Raw genomic sequence first — 20,858 nt, 5'->3', positions numbered from 1 at the left:
CGCATAGTAGCCACGTTTCCGCCTAGTATCTACCGGATGGTAACCCCCGGGGCGCTTGTGAAACGGCCGAGCACGTGGATCGTGCTGGCGCTCACCGTGCTGTCCTTTGTGCAGCGTCCCGGCAGGACGACGTTCGACACGAAACTCGATCTGGCCGTGGATCCGCTCGCCTTCCTCGGCCGGGCGCTGCACCTGTGGAATCCCCAGGCGACGGCGGGGGAGCTGCAGAACCAGGCGTACGGCTACCTGTTCCCGATGGGGCCGTTCTTCGCGCTGTGCCAGGCGGCCGGGATCCCGGTGTGGATCGCGCAGCGGTTGTGGTGCGCGATCCTGCTCTCGGTCGCCTTCGGTGGGGCCCTCCTGGTGGCCCGCGCGCTGAAAATAGGGAACGAACGTACTCGGCTGATCGGAGCAGTCGGTTACGCCCTCGCGCCGAGGATGGTCACCGAAATCGGTTCCCTGTCCTCGGAAATGCTGCCCGCCGTCCTGTTGCCGTGGGTGCTGCTGCCGCTGATCCTCGCCGATCGCATCGGCTCGCCGCGCCGTGCCGCCGGGTTGTCCGCGCTCGCCGTGCTGTGCATGGGCGGGATCAACGGCGCGATGGTCGTGATGGCGCTGGTGCTCCCGGGGTTGTGGCTGCTGACCCGGAAATGGCGGAGCACGCACGTCGCGCTGGTCATCTGGTGGTTCGTCTTCGTCGTCGGCGTGGTGCTGTGGTGGTTCCTGCCGCTGGTGCTGCTCGGCCAGTACAGCCTGCCGTTCCTCGACTACATCGAATCCGCGACCAACACCACGGCGCCGATGTCGTTGTTCGAGGTGCTGCGCGGCACGAACCAGTGGGTCGCCTACGTCGTGCAGGGCACGCCGTGGTGGCCGTCGGGCTGGGCGCTGATCGACAATCCCGTGCTCATGACGGCCACCGGGCTGGTGGCCGCGGTGGGGCTGCTCGGCCTCGCGCGGCGCGGCCTGCCGGAACGGCGTTTCCTGGTGCTCGGCGTCCTGACCGGGCTGACGCTGCTGACCGTCGGCTATGTCGGGACGCTCGACAGCCCGCTGGCGGAACCGGTGCGGCATCTGCTCGACGGACCGCTCGCGCCGCTGCGGAACGTCCACAAATTCGAACCGGTGCTGCGGCTGCCGTTGATGCTGGCGTTCGTGCACGGCATCACGAGCGCCGCGCCCGCGCTGCGGCGAAACCTGCGTCCCGCGCTGGGCGCCTTACTGGTGGTGGCGATGGCCGCGCCGGTGTGGCTGCTGACGTTGCGGCCCGGACCGGGCTGGGACGAAGTGCCGGGGTATTGGTACGACGCGATGGGGCACGTCGCCAAGGCCGACGCGGCGGCGCGCACACTGCTGCTGCCGGCGACCGGGTTCGGTGAGTACGACTGGGGCCGCACAGTGGACGAACCGGCGCAGGCCATCGCGGACAGTCCGTGGGCGGTGCGCAACCAGGTCCCGCTGGGTTCGGAGGGCAACACCCGCCTGATGGACTCGATCGACGCGGCCTTGGCCGACGGCCGAGGGGATCCCGGGCTCGCGGCGCTGCTCGCGCGATCGGGTTACCGGTTCCTGCTGCTGCGCGGCGACATCGACCGCGCCAAGGTCGGCGCGCCCGATTTCACGACGTTGCGCGCCGGGCTGGCCGGTTCGCCGGGGATCGAGAAGTCGGCGCAGTTCGGGCCACTGGAGGTCTTCGAGGTGAAACGGCCGGTGCCGCTGGTCACCGCGACGTCCGCGAAGGACGTCCCGACGGTGAGTGGCGGGCCGGAGAACCTGCTGCCGCTGATGAACTCCGGGCAGCTCGACCCCGGCACGCCGACGGTGCTGACCGGGGACGGCGGTTCGCCTGCCGGGCCAAGGCTGGTCACCGACGGGCTGCGTCGCGCCGAACGCAATGTCGGCGGGGTGCGGGACAACCTGAGCCAGACGCTGACCGCCGGGGAATCCGCACGGCAGCAACGAGCCGCGCTGGACGTATTGCCGTTTCCCGGCGAGCAGCACCAGACCGTGGCCGCCTACCGGGGAATCCGTTCGGTCGACGCGTCGACGGCGGCTTCGTTCGCGGACGCGTTCGGCGGTTCGGATCCGAGCCATCAGCCGTTCGCCGCGCTGGACGGGGATCCGCGTACCGCCTGGCATTCGTCGAGTTTCACCGGGCCGATCGGCGAGTGGCTGGAAGTCGAACTGGATACGCCGAGGCTGGTGAACTCGGTCGATCTCGCGATGGTCGACGACATCCGCGTCGGCTGGCCGCCGACCCGGATCCGGATCACCACGGACAACGGTTCCGTCGATCACCAGGTCGTCCGGGGCGCGGGGGCGCACACCTACCCGGCGCCCGCGGGGGTGACGCGCAAGGTGCGGATCACGTTGCTGTCGCTCGTGGTCGGCAGGCAGGACGGCAACGTCGGGATCTCGGAACTGAAGATCCCCGGCGTCGACCCGCAACGCGCGCTCGAAGTCCCCGCCGACCTCGGCCCTGGCACGGCGCCGGGCTTCGCGTTCACCCGGGGCCCGCAACCGCGTTACGCGTGCGTGCCCGATGGAGGGCGCGTCCGCTGCGATGCCAACGCGGGCCGCGACGGTGAAGAGCCGGACGGCATCCGGCGGCTGTTCTCGACGACGTCGCCGAGCGCCTACGAGTTCGGCGGTACCGTGCTGCCCGCCGGCGGCGGCCGGTTCCCGGTGACCTTGCCCGGCGTGCAGGTGTCGGCGACTTCGCAACTGGGCGGAGATCCGTCGGCGAGCGGATTCGCCGCGGTCGACAGGAATCCCGCCACCACCTGGCTGCCCGACGTCACCGATCTCCGGCCGACGCTGACCCTGGACTGGGCGAAACCCCAGACGATCTCGGGGATCCGCGTCGCCGCCGACACGGGCGCGCCCGCACGGCTGGAACTGACCACCCCGACGTCGAGCCGCTCCGTCGAACTCGACTCGTCCGGCGCGGCGACGTTCCCGCCGTTGGAGACCTCGCAGCTGAAGATCGCGTTCGCTGGTCTCGACGACGACCAGCGGACACGGCATTCGCTGGGCATCGGGAACCTTTCCCTGACCGGGGCGGAACTTCCCGCCCCGGCCGCGGAATTCACGCTGCCCTGCGGATCGGGTCCGAACGTCCGCCTGGACGGCTTCGACTACGACACTTCCGTGCGCGGCACCCTCGCCGACTTCGTCGCGCACCGGCCGCTGACGCTCTCCGCGTGCCCCGATTCGGCGGGCGGCGTCGACCTGGCGGCGGGCGGGCACGAACTGCGAACGGAGCGATCCGAGTCCTTTGTGGTCCAGGACCTGTGGCTGAAGCCTGTCGGGCAGGCTTCTGGGGTCGCCGGACACCGTGCCGTCACCGTGGACTCCTGGGACGCGACTTCCCGCTCGGTCACCGTGGCGGGCGGCGACGAGTCCATTTTGGCCGTTCCGGAGAACGCGAACGCGGGCTGGACCGCTTCGCTGAACGGGACTCCGCTGGTGAAGACGCGCGTCGACGGCTGGCAGCAGGCGTGGATCCTGCCTGCCGGCTCCGGTGGCGTCGTGCAGCTGGAGTTCACCCCGGACTGGAAGTACCGGTCGGGTCTGCTGATCGGGGCGGTCGCGATCCTGCTGGTGCTGATCGGCGCTCTGTGGCCGGTCCGGCGGCGACGTGTTCCGGTCGAGGCGGGCTCCGGACGGGTGGTTCCGGTGGTGCTCATCGGACTGCTGGCCGTCCTGGGCGGGATGCTGCCGATCGTGCTGCTGATCGCCGTCCTGCTGGCCCGCCAGTTCAGCGAACGCGCGCCGCGGTACCTCGCTTTCGGCGGCATGGTCGTGGGGACGCTCGTCGCGGTGGTGGGGCGGCTGCTGGGGCACGGGCAGGAGTGGGCCTATGGTCCGGTGACGCAGGCTTCGCTGCTGCTGGCGGCGGCGGCGATGGTGGCGACGTGTGTGCCTTGGTTCGCTGGACGCGGGCAAGAGGGTGACAGAGCGTGAGAGGTGTGTGGAAATAGAGACATTGAACGTCCCTATTTCCACACACCCCCGCTTCAGCGGACCGGTCACGATGTGAGCCCGTGGTTTCTGTCGGTGGCCTGGCTCAAGCTGATCAAGTGCGAAGAGGGGAGTGGGCTCAGCACCCACTGATGACGAGCGGCCCGGCTGTGGTCGGGGTCAAGCGACTCGAAGAGCTCGGCGTGCCCAGGAGAACGATCTGGCGCCGATGTGAGCCCGGTGGTGTCTGGCGGATGCTGCTGCCCGGAGTCGTGCTGCTCGGAAACGGCGAGCCGACCGACGAACAGCGGATCGAGGCGAGCCTGGTTTTCGCTCGTGAAGGTGCGGTGCTCACCGGAGTCCCCGCCCTCAAGCGCTACGGCATGCGAAGACTTCCAGACACCAAGGAAGTGCACGTACTGGTACCCGCCGAACGAGCGATCTCGAGTACCGGGTTCGTCCAGGTCGAACGAACACGGCGCCTGCCCACGCCACTGAGCAGAGCCGGTGTTCCCACCGCTTCCGTGCCGCGAGCGGTGATCGACGCGGCACGCCGAACACCCGATTCGGACTCGATCGTGGCGATGATGGCCGAAGCGGTGCAAGAACGGCATTGCCTGCCGCGGGCACTCGCCGTCGAAATCGACGAGCGGTCGCGGTTCGACGGGAGACTGCTACGGGCGCTGGTGCCGATCCTGGGTGGTGCGCATTCGGTCGCCGAGGCCGACGCGTGGCACCTGTGGAGACGTTCGGGCTTGCCGGAGTTCCGATGGAACGTGAAGGTCTTCGACGCGGCGGGCCGGTTCGTCGCGAAGCCGGACGGTTGGTGCGACGAGATCGGACTCGCTTGGGAGGTCGATTCCCGTGGCCATCACGCCAAGGGCGACGACTTCCGTGCGACCCTCGCGCGAAACGCGCGCTATGCCGCCGCCGGGATCGTCGTTCTCCAAACCTTGCCGTCTCGTATCCGTAGCGAACCAGATGTGGTCGTGGGCGAACTCAGAGCGGCGTTTCGCAGCGCCCAGCGGCGGCCGCGACCCGACGTCCACATCGGGTGAGCCGGTCAAGCGCGACGCGACCGCCACTCCAAGACGGCGCCGGACAGAGCCAAACCCCCGGCACAGCAAGCGGCGACGGTCACCACCTGAACAGCCGAAGAGTGCAGCCAAGTGGTCACCAGCACCGTCTCCACGACGACGGTCGTCCACATCAGCAAGGTCACCCGCCGGTCACCGGCGGCGAGGCGCGAGAACAGCAGGATCTGCACCAGCGCCAGCATCGAGCCGGCGAGGGCGAACGGCCAGACCGGCATGGTGCTGGCGGCGTAACCGGAGCCGCCGATGAACGAGAGCAAGCTCGACCCGAAAACGAGAGACACGAAAAGGACGAAGGCGTCGAGAGCGGCGCAGACGGCCAAGGCGACCGGCAGGATACGGCGCCGGTCGTCGCCGTTCGCGAAACGCGGGAGCACCAGGACACCGACGGCCTGGGGGAGCCAGTAGGCGATCTTCGTGACGATCGCGCCGAGCGCGTATTCGCCGGCCTCGGTCGCGGGGAGGGTGTGGCGCGCCAGCACCAGGTCGAGGTTCACCAGCAGGACCAGCGCCAGCATCGCCTGTGCCGCGTGCAGGACTTCGCCCGCGCGCCAGCCCGCCTTCCGTGGGCGTTGCCGTCCACAGAGGAGCCAGCCGCAGAAGATCACCAGGTACGAGCCGATCGCGGTCCCGGCCAGCGCGCCGGTGGCGTCGCCGCCGATCAGCAGGCCGATCAGCGAGCCGCCGACCTTGCCCGCGCCTTCGAGCGCCATTAGCCCGGCCAGCCGGGTGAAGCGGCCGCTGCCCTGGAGGAGGCCGTGGAAGAGGCCGAGCAGCGTCAGCGGGCCGAGCGTGACGGCGAGCAGGAGTGCGGGCACCACGGAATCCAGGTGCAGCACGAAGACGAGCACCGGCGCCAGGAGCAGTCCGATGGTCGCGACGACGGCGCTCGTGGTGAGGCCGAGCGCGAGGAGGGCCCCGCTGTCCTGCGGTTTGCGGGCCACCCGCAGCGCGACCACGGTTTGCAGCCCCATCGCGGGGACGACGCCGATCACCAGCACCGCCAGCAGCGAGCTCAGCTCACCGAACGCGCTCGGCGCGAGCAGCCGGGCGGCGACGATGCTCAGCACGTAGGCGCCGGCGTTGTTGGCCGCCAGCACGAGGGAAACGAGGATCGCCGCGACACGCTTGTCGGTCCTGGTCGCTTCGACCTCGACGTCTACGCTCAACAGAGCTCCCATTACCGGCGAGTAATCTCCGCGACCATAACCGTGATCGCGGCGGAAAGGGAAGAGCAGTTGGACGCACGGCGTGAACGTCTCGTACTGGCCGCGGTGTCGGCCGCGCTGGCGACGCTGGTGTTCCTGCCCGTGCTCGGACGCGGCTTCGTCCTGAGTTACGACATGGTGTTCGCCCAGCGTCAGTCGCTGATCCCGGAGGCGCTCGGGCTCGGTTCCGCCCTCCCGCGATCGGTTCCCGCCGACGCCGTGATCGCGCTCGCGACAGCCGTGGTTCCCGGTGACATCGTCCAGAAAATCGTCCTGCTGCTCTCGCTGTTCCTTGCGGCATACGGCGCAGGGCGGCTGGTGCCGACGGAGCAACTCGGTACGCGGATCGTCGCGGCCACCGGGTACGCGTGGACGGCCTATTTCGCGGAGCGGTTGTTCATCGGGCATTGGCCGCTCCTGCTCACCTACGCCTGCCTCCCGTGGATCGTGCGCGCCGCGCTTTCCCTGCGCCGGAAAGAACCGAGGGCGCTCGCGGGGCTGGTGCTCGCCTGTGCCCCCGCGGTGCTCACGCCACCCGGTGGTGTCCTGGCCGCGCTCACCGCGATCGCACTGGCCGGACCGCGGAAACTCGGCCACACGCTCGGTCTCGCCGTCGTGCTCAACCTGCCGTGGCTCGTCCCGACGTTCCTGCACGAAGGCGGCACGCTGTCCGATCCCGCCGGGGTGGCCGCCTTCAGCGCCCGCGCGGAAAGCTGGGGCCCGGCGATCCTGAGCGTGCTCGGGCTCGGCGGGATCTGGAACGGCGAGGTCGTTCCCGGCAGCCGGGGCGCGCCGATGGCCCCGGTGCTGATCCTCGTCACGGTCGCCGTGGCGCTGGCCGGGCTCCGTCCCCTCGCGCGAAAGTGGGGGACACCGTCGGCGAGAGCGTTGCTGCTGCTGGGAGTTCTCAGTGTCGTGCTCGCCGCGCTGGCGACACTGCCGTTCGGCGAGCCCGTGCTTTCCTGGGCGATGGGACACGTTCCCGGCGCGGGTCTGCTGCGGGACGCGCAGAAATGGGTGGCCTGGTGGGCGCTCCCGGTGGCGCTCGGGTTCGCGCTGGCGGTCGAAGCCGCCGCCGCGCGCCTGCGGGCCGGTGCGTCGCGCAGGGCGCTCGTCGCGGCCGCCGCGCTCTTTCCCTTGCTCGCCATGCCCGATCTCGCCTGGGGCGGCTGGGGAAGGCTCGAAGCGGTGCGCTACCCGGCGGACTGGAGCGAAGTGCACCGCGTGCTGGCGGAAGACGACCGGCCCGGTGACGTCGTCGCGCTGCCGCTGTCCACCTTCCGGAGTTTCGCCTGGAACGACCACCGGACACAGCTGGACCCGGCGCCGCGAGCGCTGCCGGAGACCGTCCTCACCGACGACACATTGCGCGTCGGCGGTGAGGAGATCGAGGGCGAGGATTCCAGAATGGACCGTGTCCGCGCCGCGAAGTCGCCGGAAGACCTGGCGGCGGCGGGAATCGGCTGGATCCTGGTCGAACACGGGACCCCGGGACGAGTCGACCCGCGGTTGCTGACCGGCGCGCAACCGGTGTGGTCCGGTGACTGGCTCACGCTTTACCGCACTCCCGGTGAGCCAGCGGTGACCGGGACGCGATCACCGATCCCCGTGGTGCTGGCAAACGGAGTAGCGCTGGTGTCGATCGCGGTCGCCCTGTTGTGCCTCAAGTTACCGGTGCGTACATTGAGCCGACGCAGGAATTCCCTGTCTCGGAAGGAGTAGGTCTTGGGCACCCTCATCGGCGCGGCAGCCGCCGTCATCATCGGGCTCGCGACGGCCGCGGGCGGGAGTTACGCGCTGACGACCACCGCGGATCCGGACGCCGCACCCCAGGTGCAGGCGAAGATCAAGGAGCAGTTCAACCCGAACTCGAGCCCCGAGCACGTCATTTACGGCAACCGCTGAGCCGGTGTCCGAGCTCGCTTCCGACCACGCCGGCCGGGTCGTCGGGCTCTACGGCGACCCCACCGTTTCCTGGAGCATCCTCCTGGAAGCGAGACTGTCTTCGTTGCTGACGCCGGAAAAGACGCGGATGCGGCTGGCGGTCGCGGTCGAGGAACGGCCGTGGCTCGGCGCCGCTCCCGAGGTCTTGGCCGTGCCCGGCGAAGAACTTCCGGCGATCCGCGATCGTTTCGCCGAGACCTCGTACGAGCGTGGCGCGCCGTTGCTCCGGGTCGCGGTCGGCGCCGACGAGCCCGTCGTGCTGATCGCCGCGCATCACGGCGCCCTCGACGGCCTCGGCCTGCTCGCCGTCCTCGGGCTGGCCCTCGACGTCCCGATCTCGTCCGCCGCCAAGGGAATCGGCGCCCGCACGGCCGATCGGTCGTTTCTCGTGTCCGCCTTCCAGCGCCTCGCTGAAGCGCTTTTCGCGCCTCCGGCGAGGATCACCCCGGAGCGGGCCGAAAGTGGCCCAGGAGACGTGTTCAGCGAGAGGATCCTCCCTCGCTCGCGGTTCGGTTCCTCGGCCTTCGCGGCGGCAGCCGCCAACCTGACCGAGACGTGGAACGCCCGGCACGGCGAGGAAGCCGTTAGAGTGGTCGCCGCGGTCGGCGCGTCATGGCGCAGCGGAGCCGCGCCGGAACCCTTGCACGACAGCGCGTTCTTCCGGTTGCGGCTCGGTGGGAAACCCACGGTCGCCGAGGTGGGCGCGCTGCTGGCCGGCCAGCCGCCGGAACCCGATTTCCCCGCCCGCAGCAGCAGAATCGCCCGGCTGGGCACCCGGCTGCTGGCGAGCAGGCTCGGTTCGACCTACCTTGTTTCCAACCTCGGCGTCGTCTCGGCGGCGGACGCGGTCACCTCGATCGCGTTCTATCCCGCCGCCAGCGGCCGCTCAGGCGTGGCGTTCGGCGCGGTGACCGTCGGCGAGACGAGCACCGTCACCGTGCGCGCACGCCGCAAGGACTTCGACGACGCCGCCACGGCCGACCTGGCCGACGGACTCGTGGAAGCCTTGAGGAGTCAGGACCCGGGGATGGGGGATGGCCACCCCGGCCACGTCGCGCACGAGTGATTCGAAGCGGTTCACGCTGTGTTCCCAGTCGAACAGACCCGCCCAGGTGATGCCTGCCTTGCCCATCTCGTCCCGCCGTGCGCGGTCGGCGAGCAGCCCCTCGACCTGCGCGGTGAAATCGGCGAAGTCGTCGGCCAGCAGCCCGGTCTTGCCCTCCACAATGGACTCGGCCACCCCGCCCGCCGCCCGGTAGGCGACCGAGGGCACGCCGTGCGCGGCGGCCTCCATGATGACGATTCCCCAGCCTTCCTTGACCGACGGGCACAGGTGCAGCCAGGACCGTTCCAGGATCTCGTGCTTCTCGTGCTCGTCGACCCAGCCGTGCAGCCGGACGCGGTCTTCTACACCCCGGTCACGGGCGTGCTTGCGCAGGACCTCTTCCCACGGACCTTGGCCCACGATTTCGAGCCGAAGCGTCGGCCAGCGCCGGCTCAGCTCCGCGACGACGTCGATCGCGTGCTCGATCCGCTTGTGTGGCACCAGCCTGCTGACCGCGACCAGCGTCGGCTCGGGTTCGCGGACGGACTTGCCGCGCGGGGGAGTGTCCAGGCCGTTGGGTACCACGGTGATCCGCGAGCCTTCGACGCCGAGCCCGGCCAGTTCGCCCTTGGTGATCTCGGAAACCGTGGCGTAGCGGCAGTGCCGGAACAGCCACGGCGCCAGCCTCGACTCGATCCACCAGCCGATCCGGCCCAGTGTCTCGCCGAGCGCGCTGATCCATTGTTCCTTGTGGACGTGGTGCACCAGTACGAGAACCGGGCAGCCCGCGACGAGCCTGGCGAAGAACGGCATCCCGTTCTGGACGTCGACGACGAGGTCGGCGTGCGCCTTCCGGATCGCCCGGAGCGCGTGGAGGTACACGCCGAACTTGTTGCCACGGCGGCGATAGTGGACACCGTCGCGCCATTCTCCCGCGTTCGCGCCCGGGTACGCCGCGCACTGGATCTCGACCCGGTATCCGGCCTTGGCGAGCCCTTCGGCCATCCGCTCGACGTACCGCTCGGAGCCGCCGCCCTCCGGATGCCCGGTGTCGCGCCAGTTGACGAGCAGCACACGTGGCCTTTCCATCGTGGTTCTCCCAACCTGTTAGCGACAATGCTAGGTTACCGGTGCGTACACGGTAGATGAATCATTCTCGGAAAGCGATGGTTCGATGGTCGGTAATCGGTCGGTGACTCCAGCAACGATGCCTCATCGCGCCACTTTGCGCAGATCGGTGACGTTGTTCCGGGCTTTTCTCACCGAACAGACGGATCCGGACGGTTTCTACTCGGTGCTCGCCGGCGACTCGGTCCGCCAATTGGCGCAGCACACTCCGTTGAACGGACGGACCATCGTCGACGTCGGTGGCGGGCCGGGCTATTTCTCCGACGCGTTCCGCGCCGCCGGCGCCACGTATCTTGGCATAGATCCCGACGTCGGAGAGCTGACGGCGCGCGGAGAGGCCGGGGAGAACATGGTCCGCGGCAGCGGGACGAAACTGCCGGTGCGCACCGCTTCGGTGGACGTCTGCTATTCGTCGAACGTCCTCGAACACGTTTCCGAACCCGAGGTCATGCTGGCCGAGATGTGCCGGGTGACCAAACCCGGCGGCACGATTTTCGCCTCGTTCACACCCTGGTATTCGCCGTGGGGCGGCCACGAGACGGCGCCGTGGCATTTTCTCGGCGGTCACTACGCCCGGCGGCGTTATCTCGAAAAGAACGGCAAGGAGCCGAAGAACAAATTCGGGGAAAGTCTTTTCGCCTTTTCGGCCGGCGCGGCCATCCGGTGGGGGAAGGCCGCGCCGTACGCCGATCTGCGGGAGGTCTACCCGCGCTACCACCCCTCCTGGGCCCAGTGGATCGCATCTGTCCCCGGTATCCGGGAAGTCGCGTCGTGGAACCTCGTGATGGTGTTGCGCAAGCGTCAGTGACGGGAGGGGGTGGGGCGCCGCTTCACCAGAAGGAAGACGCCGAGTGCGAGGAAGGCGGCGCCGCCGACCCCGAGCACGATCGGCCCGGTGCTGCCGATGAAGTCCAGCTTGCCCTTGTTCTCGTCCACCTGCTTGACCATCGCTTCGACGGTCGCGTCGGTGAAGGCGAGCTTGCCGTCGAAGACCACCGTGGGCGTGGGATTCGCGGCCGACCGCAGTTCCTGGTGCGACTGCTGTTCCTGCTTGACCTGGATGCCCGTCACCGGCTCGATCCAGCTCGTGATGGTGCCCTGGTAGAACTGGCCTGCCTCGACGGAGTCGCCGGTGGCGCCGATGAGCGAGCCGGGCACCTTCTTCGTCGAGATCTTCGTGGCGGGGATCTCCTGGACGAACTTGTAGACCTCGACGCCCTTGATCTCCTCGACACCCTTGAACCGGGCCTGGACGGCGCGGCCGGTGTTGTCGTCGTAGACCTGGTAGTCCTTCTGTTCGGTGCCGAAGGGGAACTTGAAGTTCAGGCCGGGTTGCGGCTTGTACTCCTGGACCTCCTCGGGCTTCTCGCCCTCTTTCGCGGGCTTCTCCTTGAGTTTGGTGACGAAGCTGCTGTTGGCCGAGCACTTCGCCTCCTGGTCGCCGCCCGGCGGGACGTAGCCTTCGGCGGTGCGGCGGTCGAAGCAGACCTGGCGTTTGCTCGCGCTGACCACGGTCTGGTCGCTGGTGTCGACGACCGAGACGGCCATCAGCCAGACGGCGACGTCCGTACCCTCCCGCATCTCCGGTGGCGAGAAGTTAGCCACCACGCGGGCGGTCGCCTTCAGCTTGGCGTCGTCGCGGATCTCCGTGACGGTCTTGCCGTCCACGGTCTTCACCGCGAGCACCTTGGACGCGGTGCCTTCGAGGATCGACGTCGATTCCTGGTTCAGCGGCACCTTGGCGAGTTCGGGTTTGACGTAGGTCGGCAGCAGCACCGCGCCGGCGATGGCGAACACCCCTAGTGCCAAGAAGATCAGGCTCAACGCTCGACGCAACGGTCCTCCTGGTGAGACACATTACCCATCGGTAATCAGTCGCCAGATACTGGCCCGCCCGCCGGTCAGCGTCAAAGGTGTGACCGAGGGTCACAGGCACGCCGTGCGACCGGAAGGCGGTACGCGCGCCGCCATTCGGCGCAGGCAGCCAAACATGTTTGTTCCCGGGAACAACGTGAGCGGGACCACCATCGGACGACTTCCGGTGCGTGGAAAGGAACTCTGTGCCGCAGGACCCGAACGATCCCCGCGCGCTGGACATCGGCGCCTACTCGGATTCGATCACCGACGTCGAGCTCCGCGACGCCGTCGCCGACGTCGCGGCGCTGCTTTCGTTGCACGGCAACGTGATCCGTGATCTCGACGCCAGGAGATCACGGTGGCGGGCCGGGCGGCGGTCCCCGCATCCCGACATCGTCCTGTCCGCGGCCGGAAGACGTCCACAGTGGACGAGGTCGGCGAATCCCGAGGTGACCCTGCCGGTCGCCACGACCGCGCGCGGCCGGACCCTCGCGGTGCGGCTCACCGCGCGGCCCGGTCTCGGGCACACGCTGCTGGACCTCGCGAGGATCATCGACGCCGACATGGCGCCGGACAGAAGAGCCTAAGCGTCCGCCAGCCGGACCGCCTCCAGCGCGACATAGAGCTCGCCGACGTCGACCGGGTCTGACAGGTCGCGTCTGGTCAGTTCCTGCACGCGGCGCAGCCGGTACCGCACCGTGTTCGGGTGGACGATCAGCCGGTCCGCGGCCTCCTTGGCCGAGCCGTGCCCGGCGAACCACGCGACCAGCGTGTCGAGCAGGACCTGCCGCTCCGCCTTGGGCAGCACCAGGACCCCGGTGAGCACCGAGCGCAGGACGTCCCGCGACATCTCCGGCGCGCTCGCGACCAGGGTGGTGACCGGGGAGTCGCCGAAGACGGCGACACCGGCGGCGCCGGTGGTCAGCGAGCGGCGGGCGATCCGGGCCCGGTGGACCGCGTCCGGTACCTCGAGGAATCCGTTGAACGGCCTGCTCATCCCCACCGCCAGCGGCAGGGTGCCCAGTACGTCGCGCAGCCGCCGGACGTCCTCGACGCGGTCGATCACGACCAGGCCGACCTCGGCGCCGGGCCGCCAGGCCGACTTCCAGCGGCGTGCTCGCAGCAGGGCCTCGACGCCGGGGCGTTCGTCCGGGTCGACGGACTCGGTCACGACGGCGACGAACGTGCCCGCCGCCGGGAGGTCGAGTTCCTTGGCGGCGTTCTCGAGTTCGCTCTGGGTGTCGAACCGGCCGTGCAGCAGGCCGTCCAGCAGGGCGAGCTTCTCCTGGGAGAGTTCGGCGGCGACCTCGCTGTACGCGGTGGTCAGCGCGTCGGAGTAGAGGTCGATGGTCTTCCACACGTTGGAGTTGATCTCCACCGTGCGGGCGGGGTTGATGAAGCCGGGGCCCGCCAGTTCCAGCAGGCGCTCGTAGACGAAGATCCCGCCGATCCGGAACGCGCGGAGCACGGACGGCAGCGGGATACCCTGCCTGGCCTGCGCCAGCCCCGTCTTGCGGGCCGCGTCGAGCGGAAGCCCGCGGCCCTCGACGAGCGCGGTCAGCGCCCGTTCGAGATTGGCCCGGCAGACCTTGCGCAACTCGTCCGGCGCGGTGCTGTCGACCTGGTGATAGAACTCGTCCTCGTCACTGAGGAGCTGGGCGAGGCGGTCACTGAACTCGGGCAGCCGGGTGAGCATCGCCTGCATGAGCACACGCTGCTCCCGGGGTGCGGGAGTAGCGAGAGCCTCGGTGCCCATCCGTCAACTCTAACCCGCATCCGTGGTCGCTTTTTATCACGATGCGACGAAAGGGCGGTTTCACGAGCTGAGCGCGGCTGACAACCTGCGCAGGGTGTCACGGGCTTGCCGCAGCTCATCGGGGGTCACGCCGCTGTCGGCGAGCAGGTCGCGCCGCCGGGATCCGCTCGCGTCCCACAGCCGCTCCAGCAGCCGTGTGCCCTCGGGCGTGATGGCGTACAGGGGCGAGCGGCGATGGGCCGGATTCGGTTCCGCGCGAAGCTGGCCGGCCTCGGTGAGGTCGTCCGCGACGCGTTGCACGGCCTGGCGGACCTGGCCGAGCCGTCGCGCGATGGCGGGGACGGCGAGCGGTTCTTCGGACACCGTGCTGAGCACGTGCCAGCGGGCGACCGTCGTGCCCTGCCCGGCGGCCTCCCGCTCGCTGATCCGGCGGCTCAGTCCCGCCAGTTCGTAGACGTCGGCGATCAGCAGCCGGTAGTCGTGGACGATATCGGTCATATTTGACAGCATACTGTCAAATTGACACTCTGGCCGGATGGACGTCATGGAACGGATCGCCGCCGTCTTCACCGCCCCGGGGCCGCGTCCCGAACTCGCCGGACGGCTGGCCGTGTTCGAGCCGCTGATCGGCGGCTGGGACCTCGTGGTGCACAACTACGCCGAGGACGGGACCGTGCGGACCGTCGACGGGGAATGGCATTTCGGCTGGGCGCTCGACGGCCGCGCGCTGGCCGACGTGTGGATCAGCCCCGCCAGGGCGAGCCGGCGTGACGGGGCGGACGGGGAGTGGGGGATGAGCCTGCGCTTCTACGACGAAAGGGTCGACGCCTTCCGCTCGACCTGGCTCGGCCCCGGCAACGGCTGGGTGATCCCGTTCCTCGGCAAGCCGACCGAGGACGGCTTCGAGATCGAAGCCGATACCGACGGCGTCCGGCGCCGGTGGATCTTCCCCGAGCTGACCGGCGAGAGCTTCTCGTGGCGGGCGGAGGAAACGCTGCCGGACGAGGACCCCTTCGTCCGGCAGCGTTTCGAGGCCACTCGCGCGATCAGTGGTTGATCTTGAACCACGGCTGCGACCAGCCGAGATAGGTGTAACCCCACGCGTTCTTGATCTCCGCGATGGTGGTCTCGGTGAAGCTGCCGGGGCCGTGGATGTCGTTCGACAGGAACTTGCCGCCGCCGATGGAGAACATCGCGTGCCCGGTGCCGCCGTTGCTGAAGAAGGCGAGCCCGCCCGCGGGGACCTGGGTGTCACCGGGGTGCTTGAACGAACCGGGGATCTGGGTCCAGTGGACGTAGGCCGTTTCCGAGCCGCTCGCGTTCCAGCCGTAGGCCCACGCGTTGATCCGGTCGCACCAGCGGTAGTAGTCGGGGTCGTTGTGGGTGTGCACGTGCGCCTTCGCCCACGCGATGGCTTCGGCGCAGGTCCGCGGGTTGCCGGTGCCGGCGGTGGAGCAGGAGAGGGTGCTGCCGGCGCAGTCCGGGGCGACCCGGCCGTCCGAACCGGTGTAGACGTAGGCGTCGCTGATGTAGCCGCCCTTCGACGGCACGTAGTCCCAGATGTCGGTGGTGCCGTACTTCCCGGTCACGGTCGAGCCGTTCGTCTGGCAGTCGATCGTGACGGCGGTGCCGCTCGCGACGGTGCCGACCGAACTCGCGCTGGTGCTCGGGCTCGACCGCACGGTCACCGCCGCCCCGGAGTCGGTGTTCACCGTGCCCGTCGCCGCGAGCGCCTCACCCGCGCCGCCGAGCATGATCGCCCCGGCGAGGGCGATCGTGCCCATCGCGCCCGTCATGCCTCTGGCGATCCTCGATCGGATCTTCATCGCTGTCCTCCAGTGGTTTCCCCGAATAGGGGGACAGGATGGTGGATCCCCGTACAAGGCGCGTACAAGAAGTCGATCGTCCGAAGTGGACGGTTCTATACCGGGACGAGCTCCGGTTCGGCGGCTGGTCCGATGATCGGGACATCGGCCGCGTACCGGGCGTTCCGCTCGGTGAGCAGGACACGAAGCCGCGCGAGCGCGCGGAACTGGGCCGCGCGGACCGCTCCCGCGCTCGGCAGGCCGAGCCGTTCGGCGGTCTCCTCGGCCGAAAGCCCGAACACGAACCGGAGCGCGAGCACCTGCCGGTGCGGCATCGGCACCTTCGCGAGCAGGACGCCGGCCTGCAGCCGGTGTTCCAGGCGTTCGATCTCGTCCGGGTCGCGGCGGGCCCAGAACGGCAGCCCGTCCCCGATCTCCGGGACGGAGGCGACCGGTTCGCGGGAGCGGCGGCGGTGCAGATCGGCCACCTTGTGCCCGGCGATCCCGAGGACGAACGCGAGGAACCGGTCCGGGCGGTACCGGTAGCGGGGCAAGGCGATCAGGACCGCCTGCAATACCTCCTGCGCGCAGTCCTGTGCGTCGCAAGCGCCCGTTCCGCCGCTTCCGAGCCTGCTCGCGCAGTAGCGGAACACGTGCGGGCAAAGGAAACGGCTCAACTCGCGGATCGCGTCCGGGTCACCGGCCACGGCCGCCCGGACCACCCGGCTGTCCGGATTGGGCAGCCGTCCCGCCGTTGCCGCGGCACGCGAATCCGCGGGGACCGTCGATGGCGCTACCTCGTCCAAGTCTGCACTCCTGGTTCAGGGGAACTGCCGCCAAGGTGCGCCCGTCATCGGGGGCCGGGACTTCGTGCGCGGTTGTCCAGCTTGCCGTTCCCCGCGAGGGATGTCCACACGACGGGCCGGAAGTCATCCGAACCGCTCAATGTCTACTGTGGACACCGGCGGGCGCGACCTTGAAACAGGACAGCACCGGGGGATAGGCAGTGGTGTCGGTGCTGAGGAGATCCGAGGTCCAGACCAGGCAGTGCGCGAGAACCCGGATCCTCTGGTCGAGATCGGCGTTCTCGCAGGCCTCGCCGATCTGGTCGGCGCAGGTGTCCCGGTCGTCGCGGACGCTCGCGGCGATCGCACGGACGATCGCGGCCACGCCCGGGTCGAGCCGGTCCGGCCGCACCGTCATACCCGCGTGATCCCGCAGGCGCAGGGTGAACGGTTCACCGATCCGCAACGACCGGCGGCGATCCTTGGCCGCCAACGAGAACGTGTCGACCAGCCGTCCGACGACGTCACCGAGCGCCGGTGCGCGCCGGGTGGAGGAAGCGATGGAGACCAGCGCGGTGGCGAGCTGGTCGGCTTCACCCGATCTGGTGAGTGATAGGAGATCGCGGGCGACAGTGTGCGCGCGTTTGGCAGTGGGTGTCATGTCGGGCCCCTCGTTCGTCGTGCCGACTCCCGATACCCGTCGTAACGAGCGTTAAACCCGGATTGGCGCGGGCAGTGGGCCGGATTGCGCCGTTCGGCTCACGTCGGGGGTTCTGTAACGGCGAGCGACCGGAAGACGACGCCTGGTGCGACCGGTCGTCGGCGGGCGGAGGGCCATGCTGTCGAGTCTTCTCCCCGGGCTGCGGGAGCTCCGGGCACCGCTTGCCGCGGGATACGTCTGGCTCCTCGGCCTCTGGCTCGCCCTGCGGCCTGGCCTGCCTCCACCGGGTCAGGCGTCCGGCGTCTACCGGGACCTGCTGGACCTGGGCACCTGGGCGGGAAAGGCCGCGGTCTTCGCGGCCGCCACCTTCGCCGCCTACCTGCTCGGCACCATGTCGCTCGCCGTCACGCACTGGCTGGACACCGTCGTGACCCCGCTGTTCCGCGCGTCGAGACTCCGGAGCGTCGCCTGGCTGGAGCCCAAGTACCGCGGCAGACGCCGGATCCTGCGCGCCCTGCGCGATGCCGTGGTCAACAAGCTGTCCGACCGGTTCCTCACGGACGAGGACTTCCGTGACAAGGTGCTGACCCACATCCGGGGTCTTCAGGAGTTCGCCCGCCGGGTGGGGCAAGAACCGCCGGAGATCATCGCTGGTGCCCGGAGTGACGAACACCGGCGCCGGGCCATGGACGACTACCTTCATCGGTGGCATCTCCTCGGAACGGTCGTACGGCTCGACGTCTACATCGAATCGGCCAAGGAAGATCTGGACTACGTCGGACCCAGGTTGCTGGGGAAAGAAGACCAGCTCTACGGCGAATACGACCGGCAGAACGCCGAAGGCTCACTGCGCATCGGACTCTTCTTGCCGCTGGTCTTCCTCATCGCCGTCCTGGCGTGGCGAGTCGGCCCTTGGTGCCTGGCCGCGTTGGCCGTGCCGGTGAAGCTGCTCTACCTCGGCTCGTCGTCCTGGGCGGCGGCCGAGCAGAACCTCGCCGTGGCGCTTGCCGCGGAACGCGTCGATAGCCCGACGCTGGAGCGGCTCAAGTCGGCCGACGTGGAGTTCGTCCCCTTCGAAGAGCTGATGGTGGGTCGGGTCGTGCCTGGCTACTACGCCGGTTACCCGAACGCTCGGGCACCGATGGAGACGCAAGGGCGGATCGCCACGGTGGCGCCGAGCAAGTCCATGCCGAAGCCCAAGTTCTAACCGGTCGTCCGACCTCGCCTGATAACGACATGGCCACCTGGCGGGGCCACCCAGGTGGAGTTGCCGGTCGGGCGGCCGGCCGGGCCCACGATGTGCGGCAGCCTGATCTCGACCGGTCTCGGCAATGACCACAGAACCGAAGAGGAGTGGGCATGACAATCGTCGTTGAGGATCTTGCGGGCCGTAGCCTCGTCCCCGGCGAGCTGTTCGGGCGGCTCGTGAACCGCATCGCCAAGGAGCACGACCTGCCGCATGAGTTCGCAGCGCGCATCATGGACCAAACGCTGTCGTTTCTGCGTGCTTGCGGCGAAGATCGCCGCGCGCTGCTCGCCCCGTCGGAGCCGGTGGACATCGGGTGGCACACCTTCCTCCTCTACACCCGTGAGTACGCGTCCTTTTGCGAACGGGTGGCGGGCCGGTTCATCCACCACGTCCCCAACGACGACGGCGAAGGTCCGGCCGATCCGGAAGATCTGATCGCCCGGACCACCGAGGCTGTTCGCGCTCTCGGTTTCGCGGTCGACGCCGACCTTTGGTTGACTTCCAAGGTCAAGTGCAGCGACGGCGACGACGGTTGCCGGGCGTCGGGCAAGGACGGCAACGAGAACACCGACACCAACGGCAAGTAGCGCCAGGACGGAACGATCGAGTGAAGCGGTACGGCTGGGGCGAGCTCCCGGAACCCGTCAGGCGAGCCATTCTGGAGCATGTCGGTGTCGTCGACAGGGTCGGAGAGATCGAGGTCGGTCAGAGCAGTAATTTCGCCGCGGTCGTGCATCGCGACGAAGGGACGCCTCTGTTCGTCAAGGGGGTGGAGGGGGTATCGCCTGCGATGCGTTGGCTTCGGAACGAGGCCGAACTCGGCACACTCGCGGCCGGGATCGCTCCAGCCGTGCACTTCGCCGCCGACATCGACGACTGGCTGGTCGTCGGATTCGAATACGTGCCCGGCCGGCGAGCCTCGCTCAGGCAGGGCTCGCCGGACCTCAGACGAGTCGCGGACACGCTCGACAGTATCGGCGAGATCGCGGCGCCCGGCCTCAAACCGCTGGAACAGCGCTGGAAGTCGGCGTGGTGGCCCAGGCTCGCCCGGGAACGGCCGGAGATCGTCGGTGCTTGGGACATCGACGAGTTGACGGCGTGGGAGCAGAAGGCCCCGGCGCTCACTGCCGGGGACTCCCTGCTCCATACCGATCTTCACGCCGACCAGTTCCTCATCTCCGGGACCGGTGACGTCCGCGTCGTCGATTGGGGATGGCCCGCCCAAGGCGCGGCCTGGGTCGATCCCGCCTTCATGGTGCTTCGCCTGATCGGAGCGGGCCATCCGGTAGCGGACGCCGAGGCCTGGGCGTCGGCGAACACACGCTGGCGAGAGGCCGCGGAAGAGGACGTCACCGCGTTCGCCGTGTACGTCGCAGGGCTCTGGAACTACAAGGCCGCCACGACCACCAGGCTGGCACGGATCGCACGTGACTACGTCGGATGGCGGTTGCGGCTGCCTAGCGCGTGAGCAGGTCCCGCAGTGCCTTCACCACCTCCGCCGGTGATTCCTCGGCCATGAAGTGCCCCGCCGTCACCGTCCGGTGGTCCAGATCCGCCGCCCACGCCCGCCAGAGCGCGACGGCGTCGTAGCCCAGTGCGGCACCCCAGTCCTGCTGGAGCACGGTGAGCGGCATCGTGAGCCGGTTGCCCGCCGCGCGATCCGCCTGGTCGTGCTCGACGTCGATGCCCGCCGACGCGCGGTAGTCGGCGACGATCGAGGGCACCGCGTTCCGTGACGCCTCCAGGTACGCGGCCCGGACGTCGGCGGGGATCGCGTCGCCGTGCTGGGTCCACGCGTCGAGGAAGTGGCCGAAGAACGCGTCGGGCGCGGCGCCGATCAGCTGCTCGGGCAGTCCGGGCGGCTGGGCCATCAGGTAGAGGTGGAAGCCCACCGCGGCCGAGGTGCCGTGCAGGACGTCCCACATGTCCAGCGTCGGCAGCACGTCGAGGATCGCGAGATGGCTCACCTTGTCCGGGTGGTCGAGCCCGGCGCGCAGCGCCACCAGCGCGCCCCGGTCGTGCCCGGCGAGAGCGAACCGGTCGTGACCGAAGGCCTTCGCGACGGCGACGACGTCGGCCGCCATCGAGCGCTTCGAGTAGGTCTCGCCGGTGTCGGCGGGCTTGTCGCTTTCGCCGTATCCTCGCAGGTCAGGGCAGAGGACGGTGTGGTCGGCCGCCAGATCCGCCGCGACGTGCCGCCACATGAGGTGGGTCTCGGGGAAACCGTGCAAGAGCACGATCGGGCTGCCCGTCCCGGCGACGGCGACGTTGACCGCCACGCCGTCCGCGACGGGCACCCGCTGGTAGTCGAATCCGGTGATGCGCATGGGTACCTTCCTGGTCGTTCAGTGACGACCGTCAGC

Annotated in this window: 19 protein-coding genes; 10 read left to right on the top strand and 9 right to left on the bottom strand. The window is 69.2% G+C overall.

From position 1 onward, the window contains the following. Positions 1-36: 36 nt before the first annotated feature. A complete protein-coding gene (locus tag ACZ1DY_RS26575) occupies positions 37-3,966 on the top strand; it encodes an alpha-(1->3)-arabinofuranosyltransferase (RefSeq protein WP_465481235.1) in 3,930 nt (1,309 codons plus the stop codon). A gap of 149 nt (positions 3,967-4,115) precedes the next feature. Further along, entirely contained in the window at positions 4,116-5,021 is a 906-nt protein-coding gene (locus tag ACZ1DY_RS26570) for a hypothetical protein (protein ID WP_465481234.1), read from the top strand. 5 nt (positions 5,022-5,026) lie between these two features. Here the strand turns inward: ACZ1DY_RS26570 and ACZ1DY_RS26565 are convergent, their stop codons facing one another. Further along, on the bottom strand, positions 5,027-6,226 hold the full coding sequence (locus tag ACZ1DY_RS26565; protein WP_465481233.1) for a lipopolysaccharide biosynthesis protein: 1,200 nt from the start codon (positions 6,224-6,226) through the stop codon (positions 5,027-5,029). Between the two features lie 69 nt (positions 6,227-6,295). Between ACZ1DY_RS26565 and ACZ1DY_RS26560 the strand changes: the two genes are divergently transcribed. Together ACZ1DY_RS26560 and ACZ1DY_RS26555 are read left to right on the top strand one after the other, a co-directional pair. Further along, positions 6,296-7,987 carry an MmpA family trehalose lipid delivery protein gene (locus ACZ1DY_RS26560; protein ID WP_465481232.1) on the top strand — a complete coding sequence of 564 codons (1,692 nt, stop codon included), beginning with the start codon at positions 6,296-6,298 and terminating at the stop codon, positions 7,985-7,987. A gap of 3 nt (positions 7,988-7,990) precedes the next feature. Next, the gene (locus ACZ1DY_RS26555; protein WP_126736791.1) at positions 7,991-8,170 is read left to right on the top strand and encodes a DUF2613 domain-containing protein; all 180 of its coding nucleotides are present in this window, start codon (positions 7,991-7,993) and stop codon (positions 8,168-8,170) included. Between the two features lie 925 nt (positions 8,171-9,095). Here ACZ1DY_RS26555 and ACZ1DY_RS26550 read toward each other — a convergent pair. Then, positions 9,096-10,328 carry a glycosyltransferase family 4 protein gene (locus ACZ1DY_RS26550; protein WP_465485714.1) on the bottom strand — a complete coding sequence of 411 codons (1,233 nt, stop codon included), beginning with the start codon at positions 10,326-10,328 and terminating at the stop codon, positions 9,096-9,098. A gap of 163 nt (positions 10,329-10,491) precedes the next feature. Here ACZ1DY_RS26550 and ACZ1DY_RS26545 point away from each other — a divergent pair, with 163 nt between their 5' ends. Continuing rightward, entirely contained in the window at positions 10,492-11,190 is a 699-nt protein-coding gene (locus ACZ1DY_RS26545) for a class I SAM-dependent methyltransferase (protein ID WP_257489950.1), read from the top strand. Here ACZ1DY_RS26545 and pgfA read toward each other — a convergent pair. Then, entirely contained in the window at positions 11,184-12,218 is a 1,035-nt protein-coding gene (gene pgfA, locus ACZ1DY_RS26540; RefSeq protein WP_465481231.1) for a cell envelope lipid trafficking protein PgfA, read from the bottom strand. The two genes, ACZ1DY_RS26545 and pgfA, sit on opposite strands and share 7 nt — an antisense overlap. A gap of 224 nt (positions 12,219-12,442) precedes the next feature. On the opposite strand from pgfA, the gene ACZ1DY_RS26535 reads away from it, so the two are divergent. Next, positions 12,443-12,826 (top strand): hypothetical protein, encoded by a 384-nt coding sequence (locus ACZ1DY_RS26535; protein ID WP_465481230.1) that lies wholly within the window; start codon positions 12,443-12,445, stop codon positions 12,824-12,826. On the opposite strand, the gene ACZ1DY_RS26530 is transcribed toward ACZ1DY_RS26535, so the two are convergent. Next, positions 12,823-13,995: a PucR family transcriptional regulator gene (locus ACZ1DY_RS26530; RefSeq protein ID WP_257485939.1), complete on the bottom strand. Its 1,173-nt coding sequence runs from the start codon at positions 13,993-13,995 to the stop codon at positions 12,823-12,825. The genes ACZ1DY_RS26535 and ACZ1DY_RS26530 overlap by 4 nt on opposite strands. A gap of 60 nt (positions 13,996-14,055) precedes the next feature. Further along, positions 14,056-14,493 (bottom strand): MarR family winged helix-turn-helix transcriptional regulator, encoded by a 438-nt coding sequence (locus ACZ1DY_RS26525; RefSeq protein ID WP_465481229.1) that lies wholly within the window; start codon positions 14,491-14,493, stop codon positions 14,056-14,058. A 37-nt stretch (positions 14,494-14,530) separates the two neighbouring features. Here ACZ1DY_RS26525 and ACZ1DY_RS26520 point away from each other — a divergent pair, with 37 nt between their 5' ends. Then, positions 14,531-15,052: a hypothetical protein gene (locus ACZ1DY_RS26520; RefSeq protein WP_465481228.1), complete on the top strand. Its 522-nt coding sequence runs from the start codon at positions 14,531-14,533 to the stop codon at positions 15,050-15,052. Here ACZ1DY_RS26520 and ACZ1DY_RS26515 read toward each other — a convergent pair. The 3 genes from ACZ1DY_RS26515 to ACZ1DY_RS26505 form a co-directional block, all read right to left on the bottom strand. Further along, positions 15,042-15,821 (bottom strand): SH3 domain-containing protein, encoded by a 780-nt coding sequence (locus ACZ1DY_RS26515; RefSeq protein WP_126736796.1) that lies wholly within the window; start codon positions 15,819-15,821, stop codon positions 15,042-15,044. The two genes, ACZ1DY_RS26520 and ACZ1DY_RS26515, sit on opposite strands and share 11 nt — an antisense overlap. Before the next feature lie 95 nt (positions 15,822-15,916). Further along, positions 15,917-16,606, bottom strand: coding sequence for a sigma-70 family RNA polymerase sigma factor (locus ACZ1DY_RS26510; protein WP_257485942.1), 690 nt, complete (start codon positions 16,604-16,606; stop codon positions 15,917-15,919). A 136-nt stretch (positions 16,607-16,742) separates the two neighbouring features. Next, on the bottom strand, positions 16,743-17,246 hold the full coding sequence (locus tag ACZ1DY_RS26505) for a hypothetical protein (protein ID WP_257485943.1): 504 nt from the start codon (positions 17,244-17,246) through the stop codon (positions 16,743-16,745). A gap of 175 nt (positions 17,247-17,421) precedes the next feature. On the opposite strand from ACZ1DY_RS26505, the gene ACZ1DY_RS26500 reads away from it, so the two are divergent. From ACZ1DY_RS26500 to ACZ1DY_RS26490, 3 genes are all read left to right on the top strand, one after another. Next, positions 17,422-18,453 carry a hypothetical protein gene (locus ACZ1DY_RS26500; protein WP_465481227.1) on the top strand — a complete coding sequence of 344 codons (1,032 nt, stop codon included), beginning with the start codon at positions 17,422-17,424 and terminating at the stop codon, positions 18,451-18,453. A gap of 152 nt (positions 18,454-18,605) precedes the next feature. Then, positions 18,606-19,082 (top strand): glycine-rich domain-containing protein, encoded by a 477-nt coding sequence (locus tag ACZ1DY_RS26495; RefSeq protein WP_465485713.1) that lies wholly within the window; start codon positions 18,606-18,608, stop codon positions 19,080-19,082. A gap of 203 nt (positions 19,083-19,285) precedes the next feature. Continuing rightward, entirely contained in the window at positions 19,286-19,963 is a 678-nt protein-coding gene (locus tag ACZ1DY_RS26490; RefSeq protein ID WP_465481226.1) for a hypothetical protein, read from the top strand. Here the strand turns inward: ACZ1DY_RS26490 and ACZ1DY_RS26485 are convergent. After that, positions 19,953-20,822 (bottom strand): alpha/beta fold hydrolase, encoded by an 870-nt coding sequence (locus ACZ1DY_RS26485; protein WP_465481225.1) that lies wholly within the window; start codon positions 20,820-20,822, stop codon positions 19,953-19,955. The genes ACZ1DY_RS26490 and ACZ1DY_RS26485 overlap by 11 nt on opposite strands. Positions 20,823-20,858: the final 36 nt, after the last annotated feature.

Source organism: Amycolatopsis sp. PSD-21 (assembly GCF_055561455.1).
This window is presented reverse-complemented; position numbering and strand designations above follow the sequence as displayed.